This is a genomic window from Streptomyces harbinensis, from assembly GCF_900116145.1.
Classification (GTDB): domain Bacteria; phylum Actinomycetota; class Actinomycetes; order Streptomycetales; family Streptomycetaceae; genus Streptomyces; species Streptomyces carpaticus.
In genome coordinates this window covers 119,902-141,195 of the sequence record NZ_FPAB01000003.1, presented here as the reverse complement: position 1 = coordinate 141,195, position 21,294 = coordinate 119,902, and the positions used below count along the sequence as shown (strand labels likewise).

General features: G+C 74.9%; 14 protein-coding genes and 1 CRISPR repeat array. Of the genes, 5 read left to right on the top strand and 9 right to left on the bottom strand.

The features are described 5' to 3' along the window. The 5 genes from cas7g to BM385_RS08340 form a co-directional block, all read left to right on the top strand. The coding region (gene cas7g / locus BM385_RS08360) for a type I-G CRISPR-associated RAMP protein Csb1/Cas7g (protein WP_254791486.1) at positions 1–1,355 on the top strand (1,355 nt) is incomplete at its 5' end. A 16-nt stretch (positions 1,356–1,371) separates the two neighbouring features. Further along, positions 1,372–2,826: a type I-G CRISPR-associated protein Csb2 gene (csb2, locus tag BM385_RS08355; protein WP_254791485.1), complete on the top strand. Its 1,455-nt coding sequence runs from the start codon at positions 1,372–1,374 to the stop codon at positions 2,824–2,826. Continuing rightward, on the top strand, positions 2,823–5,960 hold the full coding sequence (gene cas3g, locus BM385_RS08350) for a type I-G CRISPR-associated helicase/endonuclease Cas3g (protein ID WP_093842663.1): 3,138 nt from the start codon (positions 2,823–2,825) through the stop codon (positions 5,958–5,960). Before csb2 ends, cas3g begins: the two co-directional genes overlap by 4 nt. Before the next feature lie 2 nt (positions 5,961–5,962). Further along, complete coding sequence (locus BM385_RS08345) at positions 5,963–7,021, top strand: type I-G CRISPR-associated protein, Cas3-extension family (protein WP_254791483.1); 1,059 nt, start codon at positions 5,963–5,965, stop codon at positions 7,019–7,021. 67 nt (positions 7,022–7,088) lie between these two features. Further along, positions 7,089–7,775: a CRISPR direct-repeat array (repeat unit 37 nt; unit sequence GTGTCTCCGCGGTCTCCGACCGCGGCACCATTGCGGC). Positions 7,776–8,205: 430 nt separating this feature from the next. Next, positions 8,206–9,237, top strand: a complete 1,032-nt coding sequence (locus BM385_RS08340) for an aromatic acid exporter family protein (protein ID WP_093842662.1) — start codon at positions 8,206–8,208, stop codon at positions 9,235–9,237. Between the two features lie 136 nt (positions 9,238–9,373). Here BM385_RS08340 and BM385_RS08335 read toward each other — a convergent pair whose 3' ends face one another. From BM385_RS08335 to BM385_RS08295, 9 genes are all read right to left on the bottom strand, one after another. Further along, a complete protein-coding gene (locus tag BM385_RS08335) occupies positions 9,374–9,979 on the bottom strand; it encodes a flavodoxin family protein (protein WP_026047752.1) in 606 nt (201 codons plus the stop codon). 60 nt (positions 9,980–10,039) lie between these two features. After that, entirely contained in the window at positions 10,040–10,951 is a 912-nt protein-coding gene (locus tag BM385_RS08330) for a polysaccharide pyruvyl transferase family protein (protein WP_093842661.1), read from the bottom strand. Between the two features lie 64 nt (positions 10,952–11,015). Beyond that, positions 11,016–11,207: a DUF2795 domain-containing protein gene (locus BM385_RS08325; protein WP_019435613.1), complete on the bottom strand. Its 192-nt coding sequence runs from the start codon at positions 11,205–11,207 to the stop codon at positions 11,016–11,018. A gap of 84 nt (positions 11,208–11,291) precedes the next feature. Then, a complete protein-coding gene (locus BM385_RS08320) occupies positions 11,292–14,006 on the bottom strand; it encodes an ATP-binding protein (RefSeq protein ID WP_107407803.1) in 2,715 nt (904 codons plus the stop codon). 197 nt (positions 14,007–14,203) lie between these two features. Then, a complete protein-coding gene (locus tag BM385_RS08315) occupies positions 14,204–15,709 on the bottom strand; it encodes a flavin-containing monooxygenase (protein ID WP_093842659.1) in 1,506 nt (501 codons plus the stop codon). Positions 15,710–15,746: 37 nt separating this feature from the next. Beyond that, a complete protein-coding gene (locus BM385_RS08310; protein ID WP_019435610.1) occupies positions 15,747–16,907 on the bottom strand; it encodes a class I SAM-dependent methyltransferase in 1,161 nt (386 codons plus the stop codon). Then, on the bottom strand, positions 16,904–17,800 hold the full coding sequence (locus tag BM385_RS08305) for an alpha/beta hydrolase family protein (protein ID WP_093842658.1): 897 nt from the start codon (positions 17,798–17,800) through the stop codon (positions 16,904–16,906). Before BM385_RS08305 ends, BM385_RS08310 begins: the two co-directional genes overlap by 4 nt. Then, positions 17,787–19,646 carry an acyl-CoA dehydrogenase family protein gene (locus tag BM385_RS28160; RefSeq protein ID WP_093842657.1) on the bottom strand — a complete coding sequence of 620 codons (1,860 nt, stop codon included), beginning with the start codon at positions 19,644–19,646 and terminating at the stop codon, positions 17,787–17,789. Before BM385_RS28160 ends, BM385_RS08305 begins: the two co-directional genes overlap by 14 nt. Then, entirely contained in the window at positions 19,643–21,217 is a 1,575-nt protein-coding gene (locus tag BM385_RS08295; RefSeq protein WP_093842656.1) for an acyl-CoA dehydrogenase family protein, read from the bottom strand. Before BM385_RS08295 ends, BM385_RS28160 begins: the two co-directional genes overlap by 4 nt. Between the last annotated feature and the right edge of the window lie 77 nt (positions 21,218–21,294).

Below are 21,294 nucleotides of genomic sequence, written 5' to 3'. Positions count from 1 at the left end.
GCATCACCGCGGTCCCCGACCGCGGCACCAGCGACCAGCAGCTCTTGAGCGATCGGGATGATGGCTGGTCAGCATCCTGCCCTCACGGCGAGAGCGGCGACTGTCAGTGGTTGCTGTTTTACTCGGCGCGTTCGTTCATTGCGATCGCGTGGAGGTGTGTGGTGGAGCAGGTCTACGAGCGGTTGTTGGCGGCTGCGAGTCTGCGGTCGGGGGATGGCGCTGTACGTGTCGTCGCTGAGTACGAGCCGGTGGGAGGCGTGGGAACCCCCGTGTTTCCTCCGACGGTGAAGTTGGAGGCGACCAACGCAGCGGGGTATCTGCGGGAGAAGCGGTGGCTTGAGGGGGAGCCGACAGAAGTCGTGTTGCTCGATCAGCGGCAGTCGCAGGCCAACCGGTGTGAGACCGCCCTGCTACAGGCAGTGGAGCGGGGTGAGGTGTTCGTTCCGCATCTGGTGCTGGTGACGGATGCCGAGGGGGTGGCGGTGCGGGTGTCGAGTCTGGAGGCGCCGCATCGGAGTCGGGACGCGTACTTCCGGGATGCCGTGGACGCGGAGGGCCGGGCGTTCGACGAGACGGAGCCGGGGGCCGCGTTGCGGGTGGCGGGGGTGCGGGACGTGGGGGCGTATCTGCGGTGGGTGCCTTCCGACTTGGTGTTCGGCGTGTGGGACTCGCACCGCAAGCGGCGGGTGCAGGTGAAGGTGCCGCGCGCCTACAGCTCGGAGATGGTGGGGGTGGCGCCGCTGGCCTCCGTGCGCGGTGCGGGGCGGGTGGATCCGCTGAACCTGACCGGGGAAACGGTGCAGCTGACCGATGACGGCGGCTGGAAGTCCCTGGACGGGGAGAAGCCGCCGAAGGGTACGAAGACGGCGAAGTCCTCGGCCCTTGGGCATGGCATGATCCCGCCGTCCGAGGGGATCGGCGGGGTGACCGTGCGCTCGATCCAGCGGTCGGCGACGGTGAGCATGGCGCAGTTGGCCTCGCTGCGGTTCGGGAAAGTGTCACCGGAGCTGGAGGCCGCCGGGCGGGCGTTGGTGGGGGCCCTGGCGTTGCTGGGTGACCGGCTGGCGTTCTCGGCTCCGGTCGTGCGGCTTCGCTCGGGGTGTGACCTGGTCCTGGCCGAAGAGCGGGTGGAGTGGGTGATGCGGGGCCGTGACGGGGCGGTGGTGACCGAGCCGCTGGAGGTCACGTCGGCTGCGGACGCCGTGGAACTGTTCCGGGTGGCGGTGCGGCGGGCCGAGGCAGCGGGGCTTGAGTGGCCGTCGGAACCGTTTGTGGTGCGGCCGAACGAGCAGTTGCAGAAGGCCATCGAGAAGTCGTTCGTGCTGGCCGGTGCCGGCGAGGTCGAGGGCGAGTAGCACGGTGGCGTTCCTGGTGAGGGTGGAGTTGCTGGAGGCGGCCTATCAGGCGGCGACCGTGGGGCGGGAGAAGGCCGAGTGGCCGCCGCATCCGGCGCGGCTGTTCTGCGCGCTGGTGGCGGTGGCCGATCCGGCGGACCCGGTGCACAGTGCCGCGCTGAGCTGGCTGGAGGAGCAGGCGCCGCCGGTGGTCGGGGTGCCCGCGGGTTCGGCGGAGGCGTCGTCGCCACGTGCGGCATGGGTGCCGACGAACGCGGTGGCGTCGGCACCGTCCCACGGGGTGCTGCCGGGGCGGACGAACGGGGAGAAGACGTGGCCCCAGCGGACCCTGTCCGCGTCCGGGCTGGTGTTCGTGTGGGAGGCGGAACCACCGGCGGGTGTGCGGTCGGTACTGGAGGACCTGGCGCGGAAGGTCCCGTATCTGGGGCGGGCGAGCGCGCCGGCCCTGGTGACCGCCTCGGTGGGGGCGGCGCCCGGCCTGGTGGGCGAGGAGTGGCAGGTCTGGGAGCCCGCCGCACCGTTCGGGGGCGGGGTCGATCTCCGTGTCCCCTACCCCGGCTATCTCTCCGCGCTGCGGGCCGCCTACGAGGCCGGGCAGCCGGCCTGGCAGCAAGCCCGCTCCGCCGCGTACGTACCGCGCCGGGCGGCCGGGGAGGCTCCTTCCGAGACGCAGGAGCCGGTGGTGGAGGGGCCGTTCGGGGATCTGGTGACGTTCGCGTTCGACCGGGCGGTGTCGGTGGATCCGGTGGCGACGCTGGCGGTGGCCGGGTCGCTGCGGCGGAAGGTCATGGGGATGCTGGACGCCTGCGGCCACGACGTGGCCGCCATGCCCGCCCTCCACGGTCATACGGACAGCGACGTCCAGCGGCCGTGCGCGTTCCTGGGGCTGCCGTTCGTGGGCACCGCGCACGCGGACGGACGGCTGCGCGGCGTCGCCGTGGCCATCCCGCGCGGGTTGGAGACGGGTCAGCGGCGCGCGCTGCTGGCAGTGCTGCTGCGCGCGGGAGGTGGGCTCACCAAGCTGTCCGTTCCCGGCGTCCCGCGTCCGGTCAGGGTCACCTATGTCGGGCCGACCGCAGGCGTGGACGTGGCGCGGTGGACCGTACGGTCCGGGACGTGGACGGACGCGTCCCGGGTGTGGGCGACCGCGCTGCCGATGGTCCTGGACGGGTTCCCCAAACGCAACGGAGGAGGCATCGAGGAGTTGGTGGCGAAGAGCTGCCGGCTGGCCGGGCTGCCCCGGCCCGAGGCGGTCGACGTGATGCGGACGGGCTCACAGCTGCCCGGCGCGCCCGACCTTCCGGCGTCGGCGCTGCGCCGCAAGCCGCAGGAGCGTCCGCTGCCGGCCCGGCACGTGCGGCTGCGGTTCGCGCAGAAGGTGACGGGCCCGGTCGTGGTGGGCAGCAAGCGGAACTTCGGACTGGGCCTGTGCCTCCCCGTCCACGACGCGATGGAGGCCACTCCCTCATGACACACCGCGACACGACCACCCCTACCGGAACCGAAGCCGGGACGGGGGGCGAGACCGAAGCCGGGGGCGAGACCGGGACCGGGGGCGCGGTCGAGATGCTGGAACTCGACGCATTCGCCCGGTTCTTCGCCGAGGCCAACACCTCCTGCGGACCCGCCTGCGACGACCCCTGCCCCGAACACGGTGCACCGCCCCGGCCGTTCGCCTGGCAGCAGGGGTACCTGGAGCAGGTGGCCCGGAGCGGGGTGTGGGCGGACCTGGACATCCCGACCGGGCTGGGCAAGACGAGCCTGATCGACATCTGGGTGTTCCTCCTCGCCTGGCAGGCCCGGCGCGGCGGGCCGCGGACGGTGCCGCTGCGGCTGTTCTTCGTGGTGGACCGGCGCCTGGTCGTCGACCAGACCCACGGTCACGCCCAGCACCTGGCCCGGCGGCTGGCAGCGGCACCGCCCGGCAGCGTGCTCGCCAAGGTCGCCGCCGCACTCGCCGGACTCTCGGGCGGCCACCCGCTGGAGGTCGTACGCATGCGCGGCGGGGTCGACTGGGCCTCGCGCTGGCTGTCCTCACCCGCGCAACCGGCCGTCGTGACCGCGACCGTGGACCAGTACGGCAGCCGGCTACTCTTCCGCGGCTACGGCGTCAGCGCCCGGATGCGCCCCATCGACGCCGCGCTGTGCGGGGTGGACGCGCTGCTGGCGGTCGACGAGGCCCATATCGCCCTGCCGCTGCTGACCACCGCGGCCGACTGCGCCGCCTACCAGTCCCTGACGGAGGACGCGGGCCTGGCCGGGCGGGAACTGAAGGTCGTCAGCCTCTCCGCCACCGCGTCACCGGACCCGGGGCGGGAGCGCTTCAGCCTGCCCGCAGCCGACCGCACCCACCCCGTGGCGCGCCCGAGGCTGGAGGCCCAGCGGCGCGTCACCCTCCTGGACGCCGGGGTGCCGAGGAAGAGCGCGGAAGCGTTCGCGGCAGCGGCCGAGGGCTGCCTGGACGCGCTGCTGGCGGCGGCGCGACGGCCGGTGGTCGGGGTCGTCGCCAACACCATCGCCGCCGCCCGCGCCGCCCACCAGCGGCTGGGGCAGCGGCAGGACATCGATCTGCTGCTCATCACCGGCCGCACCCGGGCCGCCGAACGCGATCTGCTGCTGGACGGTCCGCTGCTGCGGGAGCTTCTGGAGGGACCCGACCCTCACCGGGAACGGCCGCTGGTCGTGGTCGCCACGCAGACGATCGAGGTCGGATGGGACATCTCGTTCGGTGCGATGTTCACCGAAGTGCCGTCCGCCGACGCGCTCATCCAGCGGCTGGGCCGCGTCGACCGGCGCGGCGGCTACGGCCACGCCCCCGTCATCGTCGCCCGCACCCACGTTGCGGCGAAGCCGGAGGAGGAAAGCCGGATTCCCGTGTACGGGGCGGCGGCTGCCCGCACCTGGGAATGGCTCACCGGCAACACCGCGACGATCAGACCCGGTGACCAGGCCCTGGCCGGTGCTCTGGGCCCCGGGGTGGGGCTGGAGATGAACCCCACCACCTTGCCCGGTCTGCTGGAGGACGTCGATCTCGCAGCCATGAGCGCATCCCGGCCGGACATCCCCGCCGTCCACGCCACCCTCCTGGCCTCCTGGGCCCGCACCTCCCCCGAACCCGTGCCCGACCAGGACGTGCACCCCTTCCTCCACGGCCTGGACACCAGCGTGCCGGACGTCCAGATCATCTGGCGCGCCGACCTGCCCTCCCGCGGCGAGGCCGGGAAGCCGGTCCTGCCCGGGCCGCACGCGCGGGAATCCGTCGCGGTCCCCGCCGCCCACCTGCGGCGGCTGCTGACCGACGACCCCTCCTCTGTGATGCTGTCGGACCTCGAACAGCAACCCGACCGCGAAGCTCCCGTTCCGGGCCAGCGGCATCAGCTGACGCTGCCGGTCATGCGCTGGGCCACCGACGAGGACGGAACCTCCTTCTGGCAGCACATCACCGACGCCTCGGATATCTCCCCCGGCGGCACCTACATGCTGCCCTCGGCTCTCGGGGGCCACGATGCCTACGGGTTCACCGGCCGCACCGGCGACGCCACCGTGCCGGACCTGGGCGACTTCCCTTCCGGCCGCACCGTGGCCGTCACCCGCATCGACGCGGCGGTCCTCGCCTCCCTCACCGGCGTACCGGCCGAGGAGTTCGCACCGGCCATCGCCAAGGCCACGGCTCAGCTCACCACGTCCGCCGATGATGTCCCCGGCCCCGACGATGTCATCGGCGACCTGTTGACGAAGGTCGCCGATCTCACCCACCGGGCGGACGGGCGCTTCGCCCCCCAGCTCGCCGAACGTCTGGAGTCCCTGCTGGCCGTCAGCGCCTGGGCCCCGGAAACGGACCGGACCGGCGGCGCGAAGGGCGGCGCGGCCGGCCGGAGCCGGTACCTCATCGACGGTGAGCGGCTGCTGCTCCACGTTCCGCAGCGGGCCGGGACCGCCGTGGCCGGGATCGGCGACGACGCGGACACCACCAGCCACACCCGCCCCGTCGCGTTGAAGGCCCACGGGACGGCCGTCGGCGCACACGCCCGCGTCTTCGCCGAACTCCTGGGCCTGCCGGAACCCCTGGTGAACGCGCTGGCTCTCGCGGGCGAGGCGCACGACTGCGGGAAGGCTCATCCCCGGTTCCAGGTGCGGCTGTGCGGGGGCGACCGACTGTGGGCCGAGTCGCTGGAGGAGCCGCTGGCGAAGTCCGGGATGGACCCGGCGGACCGCGTCGCGTTCGGCCGGGCGGACAGCCTCGCACGGTGGCCGCGGCTGCTGCGGCACGAAGCGCTCAGCGCCGCCGCCGTCCGTCAATGGCTGAGCGCGCGACCGGTGGAGGCGGCAGGTACGGACAGTGAACTGATCACGCATCTGGTGGCCGCGCACCACGGCTGGTCCCGCCCGCTGCTGCCGCCCGAGTCCGACCCGGAGCCCACCGACGTCGCCTGTCCGATGCCGGACGGCAGCGCGGTCACCGTCAACTCCGGTGTGATGGGCACCGACTGGGACGGTCACGACCGGTTCACCGCCCTCAACGAGCGCTACGGGCCCTGGGGGCTTGCTCTGCTGGAAGCCGTGATCCGCCTGGCCGACATGGCCTGCTCCGAGGAGGGCACCTGACCATGCTGCATCAGCTCACCCTGCCCGCCCTGCGCTCCGACAGCCCGCTCGGCTTCCTCGCCGCCCTGGGCACCCTGGAGATCGTCACCCACACCCTCGACCGCACCGCACGCCTGTCCTGGAACGGTCCCGCTCAGCCCGCCGCCCTCCACACCACCGACCCGCTCACCCTCACCGGGCTGGCCGAGCACCTCCAGCGGCAACTCCCCCGCTTCCCGGAGAAGAAGAAAGGCAGGAAGAAGCAGGGACAGGAAACCGAGCCGGTCGCCGAACCCGGGCCGCTGTTCCTGGCGCCGGGCCTGTTCGACCGCGAACGCGCCCCGGGCGCGCCGAACGAAACGCTGCGCATGCCGCCCGCCGCCGCCCACGCGGAGCTGCGGCGCCATGCCACCGCGGAACGGGAAACCGGGGCGCCGCAGGCACGCTGGTTCGCCGCACTGGTCAACCAGCTGCACGCCGAGGAGAAACCCGGCGGGCAGTACACCACCATCACGCCGTTCTTCTCCCCCACCGGGCGCATGACCCTGCGCCAGAGCTGGCTCGACGCGGCCGAACACTGCCACGACGACTCCGGACAGCTGACGGCTGCCCTCACCTCATGGGTCCGCGTGGACGGCTACGCGGGCGCCAGCCTCGACCACCACTCCACCCGCCTCGCCGCCACCCAGGCCGACGGCAAACCGACCCAGCACGGCGTTCCCGGCGCCACCTGGCTGGCACTCCACGCCTTCGCTCACTACCGCCTCACCGGCAACGGCCGGCGCCCACGCACCACCGGATGGCACCGCACCACCACCTTCACCTGGCCCATCTGGCGCCCGGCACTCACCAGCACGGCGATCACGACGCTCCTCGAACACCCCCTCATCCACGCCCACCCGCGCAACACCCCCCGCCTCACCAACCTCGGTATCAGCGCCATCTACACCACCCACCGCACCCGCCTCAACAGCTCAGCGGGCCCCCTCGCCACCGCCCAACGCACCTGGCCGCCCACTACTTCGGAACCCCAAGCACACCCGGAAAAGCCGCATCGCACCGAAGCAAAAAGTCTGGCTTGATACGAATTAGTCCGCCGAAGGTGCCGATTCCTCCGTCACACACAGCCATCACCCCAGTTCAGACGGGGTGTCTCCGCGGTCTCCGACCGCGGCACCATTGCGGCGGTGTAGTCGACGTGGGGCCCGGGGCATCTTGTCGGGGTGTCTCCGCGGTCTCCGACCGCGGCACCATTGCGGCTCGTTGCCGTACTCCAGGCCGATCTCGCCGTACAGGTGTCTCCGCGGTCTCCGACCGCGGCACCATTGCGGCGGGACGGTCACTGATTGACGGTCCCCGTGAACCACAGGTGTCTCCGCGGTCTCCGACCGCGGCACCATTGCGGCACCCCGGCGGGGAGAGCACACCCGCTGGACTTGGTGTGTCTCCGCGGTCTCCGACCGCGGCACCATTGCGGCGAGAACCCGGTGTCCTGCGCGGTCTGCATGATCGGGTGTCTCCGCGGTCTCCGACCGCGGCACCATTGCGGCGACCAGCTGCCCCGTCATCACCGAGACACCAGCCGTGTCTCCGCGGTCTCCGACCGCGGCACCATTGCGGCCTCAAGGCCCTCCTCGCCAGGGCCGGAGTCACCGGTGTCTCCGCGGTCTCCGACCGCGGCACCATTGCGGCGACCAGCTGCCCCGTCATCACCGAGACACCAGCCGTGTCTCCGCGGTCTCCGACCGCGGCACCATTGCGGCGCCCCGTTCACCACGCTGCTGGCCACCCAGGGCACCGTGTCTCCGCGGTCTCCGACCGCGGCACCATTGTGAACCGAAGACGGACTTGGTGTTGTCGCCAAGAGCCCCCTGCTAGTCGGGACGCCCCGATGCGTGAAAGGTCCCCGGCGTACACGCCGGGGTGGGGTTTCGGTCCGCTGCTTCACCGACGAGGCGAGGGCGGAGCCCACGGCGGTCCGCCCGGGTCGCCGGCGCATCGGCCGCCCGGGGCCAGGTTGGGCCGGCCTGTCCAGGTTTGTCGGCTGTCGTGTGGGGGCAGACGACGTTGCCGTGAGGTGGCGTACGGGAAAGGACGGGTCCGGGCCCGTCCGTGCGGTGGTGGTGCGTGGGGCGGTGCTGTGCGACCGGGTGCGGGAGGCGGTGCGCGGGTCCGGCTGGCAGCGGGGGGGATCTGCTGCTCCAGCTGAAGACCGTGGCCGCCGCCGTCATCGCTTGGTCGCTGGCCCCCTGGCTGCTGTCGCCCCGTGTCCATCCAGGGCACCGTGCACCGCTCGGTGCAGCAATCGTGGCGCTATCTGGTGGCGGTCACCCTCGGGGTGCTGCTGGCCGCCGCCTTCGGGACGACCGCTGGGCGCCACGCCTGGACGCTGGCGGTGCTGCTCCTGGTGGCGCTGGCCTTCTCCCGCGCACAGCCGCTGGGAGCGCAGCGGCTCCAGGTGCCGGTTACCGCGCTTTTCGCGTTCTCCGCCGGTAACGGTGAGTGGAACTACGGCGTCGAGCTGACGGCGGCGGTGCTGATCGGGACGGGCTGCGGGCTCGCGGCCGTGCTGGTGCTGGCACCGGCGGTGCACCACCGGGACGCCGACCGGTCGGTGGCGTACCTGGCGGAACGCGTCGGCGATCTGGCGGCCGGCGTGGCCCGCAGTCTGCGCGAGGGCGGGCCGGGGCAGGCGGAGACGCGGGCCTGGTGGGACGAGGCGGACGCGTTGCAGGCGTCGGCCCGGCAGGTGCGGGCGACGGTGGAGCTGGGTGAGGAGAACGTGCGGCTCAACCCGCGGCAGCTGATGAACGGCGGCGGGCTGCTGCGGCTGCCGGAGCACCACGGCCGGGTGACGGCGCTGGAGCGGGCGGCGCACCAGTTGCGGTCGATCGTCCGGGGGCTGGACTACGCGGCCGGCCGGGAGGACCACCCGGCGCTTGCGGGTGATTTCCTCATCCCGTTCGCCGGGTTGCTGGAGGACATCGGCCGGGCGGCGCACCGGCTGGGCGAGGGCGTGTCCGGGCCGCCGGACGCGGGCGGCAAGCGGGAGGCAGGCGGCGCCCCGCGGGCGGAGCACGGGCCGGGTGGGAGCGGCAAGGCGGACGCGGACGGCGATCCGGTGGCGGGCGGCGATCCGGTGGCGGACGGGCGGCGGCGGGCCGCCGAGCTGGCGGAGAACAGCCGCCAGGCGGACCTGCGGGTGCCCGGGGAGTGGCCACTGTACGGGGCGCTGCTCACCGACGCCCGGCGCGCGCTGGACGACCTGGCCCGCGCGCCCGGCCCGCCGTGGAGCTGAGCTGACCGGGCGGCGCGCGGTGGCGACTGGTCCGGGACGGCAGCCCGTCCCACCCACCCGCCGAGGGGCCCGCCCCCAGCCGCCCGCCGGGGCCCGCCCCAGCCGCCCGCCGAAGGCCCCGCGCCCGCCCCCGGGGTCAGCTCGGCGGCGGTCCCAGGGGGTTGGCGGCCAGGGCCTTGGCGGTGCCGGCCAGGTTGGCGGCCATGTAGCGGGCGGATCTGTCGGCGAAGTCGTGGCCGCGTTCGTCGTCGAGGTAGTCGGGGCCGGGGCCGGGGCCCAGGTGCCAGTACGTCCACGCCTGGCCGGGCGCGGTGAATCCGATGTCGCCGAGTGCCCCGTGGATCTCGCTGATCACGTGGTGGGCGCCGTCCTCGTTGCCGGTCACCACCACGCCCGCGACCCGGTTGTAGGCGACCGGGCGGCCCTGGTCGTCGGTCTCGGAGAGCATGGCGTCCATCCGCTCCAGCACCCGCTGGGCGACCGAGGAGGGCCGGCCGAGCCAGGTGGGCGAGGCGATGACGAGGATCTCGGAGTCCAGGATCTTCTCCCGGACGCCGGGCCAGTCGTCGCCCGCGCCCATGTCGCTCTCCACGCCGGGCAGCAGGGTGAGGTCGACGGCGCGTACCAGCTCGCCGGCGACGCCGTGGCTGTCCAGGTGCCGCATGACGACCCGTGCCAGGGCCTCGGTGTTGGACGGCTGGGGAGACGGTTTGAGCGTGCAGTTGATCACGGTGGCTTTCACAGCCCGCCGGGTACCCGGGGCGCCCGGCGCGGAACGGCCCATCCGGGTGGCCCCGGCGGTTCAGGCCGCGGGGCCGCCGTCCAGGGCGGCCGGCAGCAGGGGCGCCTGGTCGCCGGAGTCCGGTGCGGGGGCGCGGCGCAGGGCGGCGCGGCCCCGGGTCAGGCACCAGTCGAGCCAGCGGTCCAGGGCGGGCGCGTCCAGCCGTTCGGCGGGGAGCAGGGCCGGCCAGCCGCAGGCCCGGGCCTGGGCGGTGACTTTCGCGCCGCCGCGTACGGGGTCGATCGCGAGCGGTGGGACGCGGCAGCGCAGCGCCAGCACCAGGCCGTGCAGCCGGTCGGTGACGACGGCGTCCAGCCGTTCCAGTACGGACAGCAGTTGTTCGGGGGTGCCGCACAGCCGGCCGTCCGTCCGGTCCAGGCGGGTTTCCAGCGGGACGGGGGCGCAGGTCCTGGCGGCCAGCCAGGAGGTCACCGCGCGGGCCGCTTCGGCGTGGAGCCGCCGTCCGCCGTACTCGTGCTGGCCCTCGGTGAGGATCACCCCGACCACCGGTACGGCGGGCCCGCGCGGGGCGCGCAGCGACAGGTCCTGGCGCGGCGGCGCGGTGGTGCCGTCGCGGGGCAGCAGCCGGTGGAAGCCGGTGACGGCCGGGTCGTGCGGGTCGATCACGGAGGTGCCGACCGCGACCCGCCGGCAGTGCGCGAAGGTGCGGTGCAGGGCGGCGACCTGGGGTCCGTGCAGCGGTCCGCACACGAAGACCAGCCGCTCGTACGCCTCGGGTACGGCCTGGTCCAGGCCGAGTTCGCCGGGTGCGAACCCGGGGCTCCACGCCACGTCGTACGGCAGGCCCCGGTCCTCGAACACGGCGCGCACCCGGTTGAGGGCCAGTACGTCGCCCGCGGTGGCCTCGCCGTCGGGAAAGCTGAACCAGCCGGTGATGAGCGTCCGTCCGCCGCCGCGGCCCGTCGTCGCCATGCGGCCCCGGGTCCCCCGGCCCCGCGGGGGCAAACCTGGCGGGGCCGGGGTGGGACGGGCCGGGTCAGGAGCCGAAGATCTCCTTCTCCACGTCGTTGGGGCCGTCGAAGCGGTCCCGGCGCAGCCCGGCCACCTTGTCCACCAGTGCGCGATCGGCGTGGTTCTTCTCCGCCTGCTCGACCAGCGACTGCCGGTCCGAGGGGTAGGAGGCCCCTTTGAGAGCCTTCTGCACGTCGATCGGGTTCGGCTTGCCCATGATGCGCTCCTTTTCGCGCTCGGGGGGCAGGGACCGCGGCCGGGTACCCGGCGGCGGGTGCGCGAATCACCGCCGGGCGTGCCCTCACCGCGCCCGGCGCTCCTGTACGGAGTGCAGGCGCAGCAGCGCGGGCGGCACCGGCGGCGGGGCTTCGCCCGGGCCGCCGGCCAGGGCGGCGTGCCGGGCGGCGCGGGCCCCGCGCGGCAGGCCGGTGTAGGCGGCCTCGCGCAGCAGCGGGCGGCGGAACCGGTACCGGGGGGTGCCGTCGGGGGCGGCGCCGGCCGGGGTGAGGATGCCGCGCCGGGCGAGGTCGGCCAGGGTGTGGGCCGCTTCGGGGGCGGGCCGGCCGGAGAGCACCGCGAGCGGGCCGGCGCCGATGTCCTCGCCGATCACGGCGGCGTCCCGCACCGCCTGGGCCAGGTCGGCGGGGAGGGCGTCGAGTTCGGCGTCCAGTACGCGGCGTACCGGGCCGGGGATCAGGGCGGTGCGCGGTACGGCCGGGTCCGCCGGGGGGCGGTGCAGCGCGCGGTGGACGAACGCGGCGGCGACGAGCGGGTTGCCGCCGGCCAGCGCGGTCACCGCCTCGGTCAGTTCGCGGGTGGGGCCGGCGCCGGGCGGGCCGGGCGGGAGCAGGGACCGGATCTGTTCGGCGACCGAGGTGTCGGACAGCGGCTCCAGGGTGAGGGTGTGCGGCACTGGGGCGGCCGGCTCGCGGGGGGTGGCCCAGGCGGGGCGGCGGCGGAAGACGCCGGGGCGGGCGGTGGCGACCACGAGCGGTCCGTCCGGCCGGGTCGCCGCCCGGTCCACCAGCCGCAGGACGGTGTCGTCCGCGTGGTGCAGATCGTCGACGAGGACGAGCACGGGCCGCTCGGCGGCGAGCCGTTCCAGCAGGGTGAGCCAGGCCGCGGTCACCTCCTCGGCGGTGGCCGTCCGTTCGTGGTCGGGGAGGTGGCCGATGGCGACCAGCAGCCGGGTGAACAGCCGGGTCGCCTCCTCCGGGTCGGCGGCGGCCCGTTCGACGAGCGCCCACAGTTTCTGCCGCGCGCTGCCGGGCGGGTCGGCCGGACCGATGCCGCAGGCGGCGCAGAGCGGGGTGGCGACGGTGAACAGCTGGCTGTCGTCCACGGTCGCCGGGACGATACGGGCCAGCAGCGGCCGGGCGGCGGGGGCGCGGGCGGCGACCCGGTGTTCGAAGGCGGCCAGCAGCGTGCTCTTGCCGAGGCCCGGCGCGCCGACCACCAGCACGGCGCGCGGGCCGGGCGGTGCGCCGTCCAGCAGCGCGGTGAGGGTGCGCAGCGCCCGGGCGCGTTCCGGCAGCGGGGTCGTCGTACCGGCGGGGGCGGCCGGGCGCAGCGCGCGTACGGTCCAGGCGGCGGAGGGAATCCGGGCCCGCTGGTAGTCGACGGCGGCCTCGGTCCGGTCGCGGGTGGCCGGTCCGACCCACACCTCGTCCGGCGGGACCAGGGGCAGCAGGGCCTGGGCGCGGTCGAGGACGGCGCTGGTCACGGCGGGGGTGGTGCCGGCCTCGGGCGGGCGGTGGCGCACCACGGCTTCGCCGGTGTCGACGGCGGCCCGCAGCCGTCGCCGCGGTGGCAGCCGGCGCAGCCGCTGCCGTACCGCCAGGGCCGTGGAGACGGCGCGCAGCGGCTCGTCGCCCCGGGTGCGTCCGGCGCCGAACAGGACCAGCCAGCAGGAGCCGATCCGGGAGACGACGCTGCCGCCGAACCGGCTCGCCGCCTCGCCGATGACCGTGTCCAGGGCGGTGGTCTCGGCGTCGATGCGCTCCAGGGCGTCGGGATCACCCGTGTTGTCCGGATCATCCGCGCCGTCCAAGTCATCCGGGTCGTCCGGGTCGCCGGGGAAAGAGACGGCGAGCAGCAGTGCGCTGATCTCCCGGCGGATGCGCGCCGGCTCCGGAGCGGCGGCCGGGGCAGCGGCCGGAGCGGCAACCGGCGCAGCGGCCGGGGCCGCCGCGATCCGTAACGCGCCGCGCGGCGGGGTGAGGTCGAGGGACGGGTCGCCGGTGAGGATCGCCTGGTGCAGTTCGTGGAGCCGGCGGCCCGGTTCGAGGCCGAGTTCCTCGGCGAGTTCGGTGCGGATCGCGGTGTAGACGTCCAGTGCCTCGGAGTGCCGGCCGCCGCGGTGCAGGGCCAGCATGAGCTGGCCGGTGAACGGCTCCCGCCGGGGTTCGGCGCGGGTGACGGCCCGCAGTTCGGGCAGCACGCTGTCGTGCCGGCCGAGGGCGAGTTCGGCGTCGAAGTACTTCTCCAGCACATCGAGGCGGGCCGTCTCGGCGGCCTCCAGTTCGGGCCAGCGCACCCCCGTCTCGACCAGGTCGGCGAGCATCGGGCCGCGCCACAGGGCCAGTGCCTCGCGCCAGCGCAGCGAGGCCGTGGCCACCGCGCCCTCCCGCATCCTGGCCCGGCCCTCGGCGGCCAGGGTGTGGAAGCGGTGCAGGTCGAGGGCGCCGGGGTGGACCTGGAGCAGATAGCCCGGCGGCCGGGACCACAGCACCGCGCCCCGGTCCCGGCCGCCGTCCCGCGGGGGTTCCAGCAGCCGGGTGCGCAGTTGCCACACGGCGTTCTGCACCATCTTGCGGGCCGAGGCGGGTGCCGGGCCCCGCCACAGGGCGGCGATCAGTTCGCTGGTGGCCGTGGCCCGGTTCGGATGCAGCAGCAGATAGGCGAGGGTGGCCCGCTGGTGGAGGCCGTGCAGCCGTACCGGGGTCCCGTCCCGCTGTACCTCCAGCGGCCCCAGCAGCCGGAACCGCAGCTCGCCGGGGCCGGCGCCGGCGCTCACCCGTGCTCCCGGCCGGACGGTCCGGTGCGTCCCGGGCGGGGCGTGCCGGGCCGTCCCCCGGGTAACGCGCCGGGTAACGCCCGGGGTAACGGGAGCGTGCGCGGGTGCTCGGGCCGGTCCACCGTCTCCGTGCTCATGGCGTCCATGACATGCCATCGGATGGCCGCGGGCAAGGTGGCGACGGTGGCCCGGGTCCGTTACGCGGCGGTCTCCCGCACCGCGCGCACCACCCGGTACTCGCCGAGGTCCACCTGGCGGGTCGCGCGCCGGAACTCGGTGGTGGTGCCGGGCCAGTGCGTCACGTCCCGGCCCTCGTGGTCCAGGTACGGGCTGTCGCAGCCGGTCTCCCAGACGGTGCGGGTGAGTTTGCGGCGCATCGTCGCGTTCCAGGCCCGTACGGCGCCGGGCTCGGGGTCCAGCGCCACGCCGCCGCCGGGGCCGCCGAGCCGGTCGAGGTGGCGGACGTAGTCGCCGAGGTAGTCGAGCTGGGCCTCGATCATCAGCACCTTGGAGCTGGAGGACGAGACGGCCTGCGGGCCGCCCATCATCAGCAGGTTGGGGAAGCCGTCCATGGTGGTGCCGCGCAGGGCCCGGATGCCGCCGGTCTTGTCCCACGCCTCGGCGAGGGTGGTGCCGTCGGCCGCCGCGATGCGCCGGGTGATGGGGCGGCCCACGTTGTGGAAGCCGGTGGCGAAGACGATGGTGTCGGCCTCGTGGCGGCTGCCGTCCTGGCCGATCAGGGTGGCGCCCTCGACGCGGGCGAGGCCGGAGGCGATCAGCTCGACGTTCTCCTTGCCGAGCGCGGGATAGAAGGTGTTGGAGAAGGTGACCCGTTTGCAGCCCATGCGGTAGTCGGGGCGCAGTTTGCGGCGCAGGTCGGGGTCGCGGACGGCGAGCCGCAGATGGCCGGCGACGAGTTTCTCGGCGAGGGTCAGCTGCCGCAGCCTGCGGGTCAGCAGATCGCTGCGGACCTCGCCGACCGCCCAGAACCGGCCGCGCTGGAGCAGCCGCAGGGCGGGGAGCCGGTCGTACAGCCGGCGTTCGGCGCGCGGGTAGGGGCGGTCGAACTTGGGCAGCACCCAGGGCGCGTGGCGCTGGAAGAGCAGGACCTGCCGTACGGCGGGCTGGAGGGCGGGGACGATCTGGGTGGCGGAGGCGCCGGTGCCGACGACGGCGACCCGGCGTCCCGTCAGGTCCTGGTCGTGGTCCCAGCAGGCGCTGTGGAAGTGCGTGCCGGGGAAGGTGTCGAGGCCGGGGATGTCGGGGATCTTGGGGGCGGAGTGCATGCCGGCGGCCGTCACCAGGAGGTCGGCGGTGAGCTCGCCGCGGTTGGTGGTGAGGTGCCAGCGGGCCCGCTCGGGCTGCCAGCGGGCGGCGGTGACGGTGGTGTGCAGCCGGAGGTGCGGGCGGACGCCGAAGGTGTCGGCGACGCGCTCCAGGTAGGCGAGGATGTCCGGCTGGGCGGCGAAGGCCCGGGGCCAGTGGGGGTTGGGGGCGAAGGAGTAGCTGTAGAGGTGGGAGGGGATGTCGCAGGCGGCGCCGGGGTAGGTGTTCTCGCGCCAGGTGCCGCCGAGCGAGCCGGCCGCCTCCAGGACGAGGAGGTCGCGTACGCCCTCCCGGCGCAGTCGTACCGCCGCGCCGAGTCCGCCGAAGCCGCAGCCGATGACGGCGGCTCTGACATGGCCGCCGACCTGGTCCGTCATGGTCTCTCCACTGGTGTCGGTCAATGCCGTGCCCGGGTCAGGGCCGTTCGGCGACGATGCCGCCGTAGGGCCAGCGGTCGTGGTCGGCGGCGTCGGGCAGGACGCGGTAGCGGCCGAAGCCGGCGTCGCGCAGGGAGGCGGTCCACTCGGCCATGGTGAGGTAGCCGCAGTTGACGCGGCGGGGCGGATCGAGTTCGGCCCGGTAGAAGCTGTGCAGGGTGGACTGGAAGAACTCGAAGGGGAAGAACCGGCCGGGGCGGCCCCGGCTGCCGAAGGTGAACACCAGCCAGCCGCCGGGCTTGAGGATCCGCCGGCTGTGGGTGAGGACCCGGTGCAGGTTGGCGACGTCGTACAGGACGCTCTCGTAGATGACGAGGTCGGCGGCGCCGTCCGCGAGGTAGGGGACGTCGTCGTAGGCGTCGAGGTCGTCGAGGTCGACGCGGTCGAAGCTGATCCGGTCCAGCAGTTCGGGCACCTCGTCGGCGACCATCCGCCGGGCCTGCCGCATCAGGGAGCGGCTGACGTCGGTGAAGCCGTAGCGGGCGAGGTGCGCGGTGCGGGCGCGGAAGCCGTCGATGGTGAGGGCTTCGCGCAGGGTGGCGCCGATGCCGGCCCCGCCCTCGAAGACGACGGTGGGCGCGCCGGAGCGCAGCCGCAGGTCGAGGGCGCGGGCGGCGAGTTTGCTGGGGGCGCGTTTGGGTCCGGCGTCGACCATGAGGTGGTGCCACAGGCGGGCGGTGGTCTCGGCGCCGTAGGTCTCCTCCAGCAGGACCAGGCCGTCGCGGCCGGCGAGGACGCCGCCGACGACGGTCCCGAAGTGCTTGATGACCTCCATCGTCGGGGAGCCGGTGGCGCCGGTGCCCAGGAACTCCTCCTCGGTGAGCCGGGCGCGGGCGGCGAGGGCGGGGGTGGGCCGGCAGGTGTCGCCCTCGATGATCAGCTCGCCGCGGTCGGCGAGGTAGTCGAGGAGCTTCTGGCGGAAGAGGACGGGCTGGCGGGCGAGCGCGCCGGCCGGCGGTTCGGCGTCCGGGTGGTAGGCGGTGGGCCCGTCGGCGAACAGGTGGGTCATGGCGAGGCGGGCGAAGAGCAGGGACGCCTCGTGCCGGGCGCGTTCGATCTGCTCGGTGTAGGCGGGGGTGTAGACGTCGGCCATGCTGAGCGCGTCGATGCCGGGGGCCGGTTCGGTCCTGGTGGTCATGGCTGTGCCATCCATTCGGTCAGCGCGTCGGCGACGGCCTGGGGCCGCCGGGCCCAGTGGTAGTGGCTGGGTTCCTTCAGCCGGAGCTGCGCGAGGGAGAGTTCGCGCAGGGTCACGGGGGCGGCGGTGACCTTGTCGGCGATGTGCCGCAGTCCGGCCGGGGGGACGAGGGGGTCGCGTTCGAAGCCGAGGAAGAGGGTGGGGACGGTGGTCTTCGCCAGCGCGGCCTCGTAGTCGGTCTCGGTGCGGGCCAGGTCGTAGCGGCCGGTGCGGCCCTCGCGCACCCAGTCGTGGATGACGTGCCGGGCCTCGCGGCCGGCGAACGGGAACCACTGCGGCAGATAGCCCCACAGCCCGGCGACGACCCCGGTGAGCCGGACCCCGAACCAGCGGCCGACCGCTTCCCTGCCGGAAACGGTGCGGTGCCAGGCGGTGCCGGTGCCGATGACGGCGGCCCGCGCGATGCCGTGCGGGGCGGTGGCGGCGTACAGCAGGGCCAGCTGTCCGCCGAGGCTGTGCCCGGCCAGGACGATTTCCTCGGCGCCGAAGGCGGCCCTGACGGCGTCGGTGATGCCGGGGAGTTCGCGTTCGAGGAGGTCGGCGTACCCCCAGGTGTTCCGGCGGGAGGCGCGCACCGAGCTGCCGCCGTGGCCCCGGTGGTCGGCGAGGGCGACGTGGACGCCCTCCTCCACCAGGACATCGGCCAGCACCTCGTAGTAACTGGCCCGCACCCCCATGGCGGGCAGGAACAGCACCACGGGGGCGTCCGGGCGTCCGGTGCGGAAGAGTCTGACGGTGGTGGTGCTGGCGTCGTCGAACGTCACCAGCAGTTCGTCCTGCGCGCCGCTCCCGTCCCGGTCGTCCGGGCTGTTCCGGTCGTCAGCTGACACCATCGGTCGTCCTTCCCGCGAGGGGGAACCCGGTCACGGAGAACAGCAGGTTCCGGTCGTACAGGTCGTTCAGGGTGGTGAGGGCGGCGGCGTCGAGGCCGTCGAGTGCGGGGGCGGGCGGGAGGATGCCCGCCTGCCCGGCCAGCCTGCGCAGGCAGAGCGTCAGCCAGCCGCCGTCGGCGAGGAGTCCGGCGGCGGGGTCCGTCCCGGCGGGCCCGGCGGCCGGGTCCGCAGGGGCCGCCTCCCGGTGGGCGAGCCAGCGCCAGGCGCAGGCGCCGGCGGCGTGCAGGTGCGTGTAGCGGGCCGCGAGGTCGTACGCGGCGCCGGTACGCCGCTGCCCGGGGTCGGCGGCGAGGGCGATGGCCTGCGCGTCGAGGGCGGCCAGGGCGGTACGCAGCCGGCCGGTCAGCGTGCGCAGTTCCGCGTGCCGGGCGGCGGTGAGCCCGGGCGGCGGGTGCGGGCCCTCCAGTACGGCGGCGAGCCGGTCGAGTCCGGCGGCCACCGCGTCCTCGTCGGTGTCCAGGGCCATCCGTTCGGGGTCGAGCGGGGCGGTGCCGGTGTCGCCGTCCGGGTCGGGGGCGAACAGGGCGGTCATGCCCCGGGTGTCCGGCCGGCCGGCGGCGCGGGCCTCGGCGAGCGGGGCGAGCTGGTCGGCGAGGCCGCCGAGCACCACCGGGGTGGCGCCGTCGAAGAGGCCGGTGACGGCGCAGTCCCGGCGCATCTTCTCGAAGACGGGCTCCTGTTGGGGGTCGGTGAGGTAGGAGCGGGCGCCCAGGACGACGCCGAGCGATTCGATGGCGCCGGTGGCGCGGTGCGGGATCAGGTACTTGGCGCACAGCGACTGGAGCGGCAGCTGCCCGGGGCGGTCGTGCGCGGCGCGGCAGGCCCCGGCGGCCAGGGTCTCGCCCACCAGCAGGTCGGTGAAGGCGTCCACGAGGCGGCGGGCGACGGGTTCGAGCGCGATGACGGGGCCGTCGTACAGCCGGCGGGTGCGGGCGAAGCCGAGGGTGCGGCGCAGACAGGTGTCGAGGGCGCCGAGCGCGAGGCCGGCGACGAGGACCCGGGTGAGCTGGAAGGTCTCCAGGATCGTTTCCAGGCCGGAGCCGACCCGGCCGACGGCATCGGTGCGGTGCACGGTGAGGCCGGTCAGGGCCAGGCCGCCCAGTTCGCTGCCGCGCAGGCCGTGGGTGGCGACCTTGGGCAGCCGGTGCCAGCCGGGGCCGCCGCCCGGGCTGTCCGCGGGGGCGTCCCCCGGCGCGTCCGCCCCGGGCGGGGTGGCCGGCAGTCCGGCGAGGAAGAGGGTGAGGCCGCGGGGCCCGCTGCCGGTGCGGGCGGTGATGGTGGCGGCGCCGGCGTGGCCGGTGTTGTTGATGAGGTACTTCTCGCCCTCCAGGTGCCAGGTGTCGCCGTCGCGGGTGCCGGTCGTGCCGCCCGCCACCAGGTCGGCGCCGTGCGCGCGCTCGCTGAGCGCGAAGGAGAGGTAGCCGCCGGAGCGCAGCAGCCGGGCGACGGCGGCGCGCTGGCCGGCGCTGCCGCGCAGCCACACGGGCAGCGAGGCCAGCAGATTGCTGCCGAGGGCGATCGCGGCGGTCAGGTCGCGCCGGGCCAGCACCCGGCACAGTTCGAACGCCTCCTCCAGGCCGCGCAGCCGGCCGCCGTGCGCGGCGGGGATGAGGAGTTCGGCGACGCCCCACTCCTGGACGGTGCGGCACAGGTCGGCGGGGAAGGCGGCGGCGCGGTCGGCGGCCAGGGCGCGGTGGAAGCTGCCGGGCAGGGCCGGGTCGTACGGGTCGGCGAGGTGCGCTTCGAGGGCGCGGGCCGCCGAACGGACGGGGGCCACGGTCGTCATCGGTCCTCGCCTCCCCGCACGGCCGCGACCGGTGCGCCGGGGTGTCCCGCCGGCCCGGTCGCGGCGTGGGCCAGCACGTCGTTCCACAGGGCGGCGGCCCGCTCGGCCGGCATCCGGCGGCCGGGCTCCAGCAACGCGAGCAGGCCGGGGCCGAGCCACGGCGGCGCCTCGCCGGCGGCCAGGGCGGTACGGGCCAGGCAGGTGGCCGCGAAGAGCCGGGCGTAGCGGTCAGCGAACTGCTGTCCGGCCAGGGAGCGGGGGTCGAGTGCGTCGGCCGCCTCGGCGCGCACCCGCTCCCCCGCGGCGCGCAGCGCGCCGGCGGCGCCGGTGAGCACGGGGTCGGCGGTGTGCCGGGCGAGGGCGGCGCAGGCTTCCGCGGTCCCGGCGGTGACCGGGTCGTCCTCCGCGAACGGGCCGGTGGCGTGGCCGAACAGCGGCCCGGTCACGGCCTCGGGGGTGAACAGGGCGTCCGCGCGCCGCGGGTCGGCCGGGGCGTCCAGGCAGGACGCCTGGGCGGTGAGGGCGCTGAGGACGACCGGCTCGCTGCCGTCGAACAGGCCGAACAGTGTCACGTCCCGGCGCAGTTTCTCGAACAGCCCGGACCAGTGGCCCTCCCGCAGGTACGAGCGGGAGCCGAGGACGACGGCCAGCTGCCGCATCCGGTCCTCGACGGTCCTGGGCACCAGGTACTTGGTGACGGCGGAGGTGACCGGCACCAGGTCGGGCAGCAGGTGCGGGGCGCGGACGCAGGCGCGGGCCACCGCCTCGGCGGCGCGCAGGTCCACCAGGGCGGCGGCCAGTTCCTCCCGCACGTACGGGATGTCGGTGGCGGCGCCCCCGTACAGCCGGCGGTCGTGCAGGAACGCGGTGCAGCAGCGCAGCGCCGTCTCCAGGACGCCGAGGCTGAGCGCCGGGACGAGGGTGCGGGTGATGGCCAGGGCGGCGGCGGCGAGTTCGAGTCCGGAGCCGGGCCGGCCGATCAGCGCGCCGGCCGGCACCCGGGCGCCGTGGAAGCGGATGCCGGCGATCTGGGCGGCGCGCATGCCGTGGGTGGTGATGCGCGGCAGGACGGTGTACGCGGTGGGCGGCAGGGCCGCGAGGTCCATGAGGACGAAGGAGAGGCTGCGCATGCCGGTGCGGTCGGGGTGGCGGGCGAGCAGGCACACGTAGCGGGCCCGTCCGGCGTTGTTGATCAGCCATTTCTCGCCGTCGACGAGGTAGCCGTCGCCGTCGCGGCGCACGGTGGTCTCGCTCGCCAGGAGGTCGGCGCCGTGCGCGCGTTCGGTGATGCCGAGCGCCACCCAGGCGCCGCCGAGCACCGCGTCGGCGACGGCGCGGCGCTGGGCGGTGCTGCCGGCCAGCCACACCGGCATGGCGGCGCCGAGCGGTGAGTTGGCGATGAGGGTGACGGCCGGGTCGCGGCCGGCGACGACCCGGCCGATGGCGCTCAGCTCCTCCAGCGAGGTGAGCCGGCCGCCGTACTCCTCGGGCACCTGGAGGGCCCGGTACCCCCAGGCGTCCAGGGTGGCGAGGGCTTCGGCCGGGAACCGTTCGGCGTGGTCGTCGCGCACCGCGGCGGCGTAGCTGAGCGGCCCGTCCGGGCGCAGCGGGTCGCCGAGGTGCGCGGCGAGCGAGCGCGCCCGCCGCG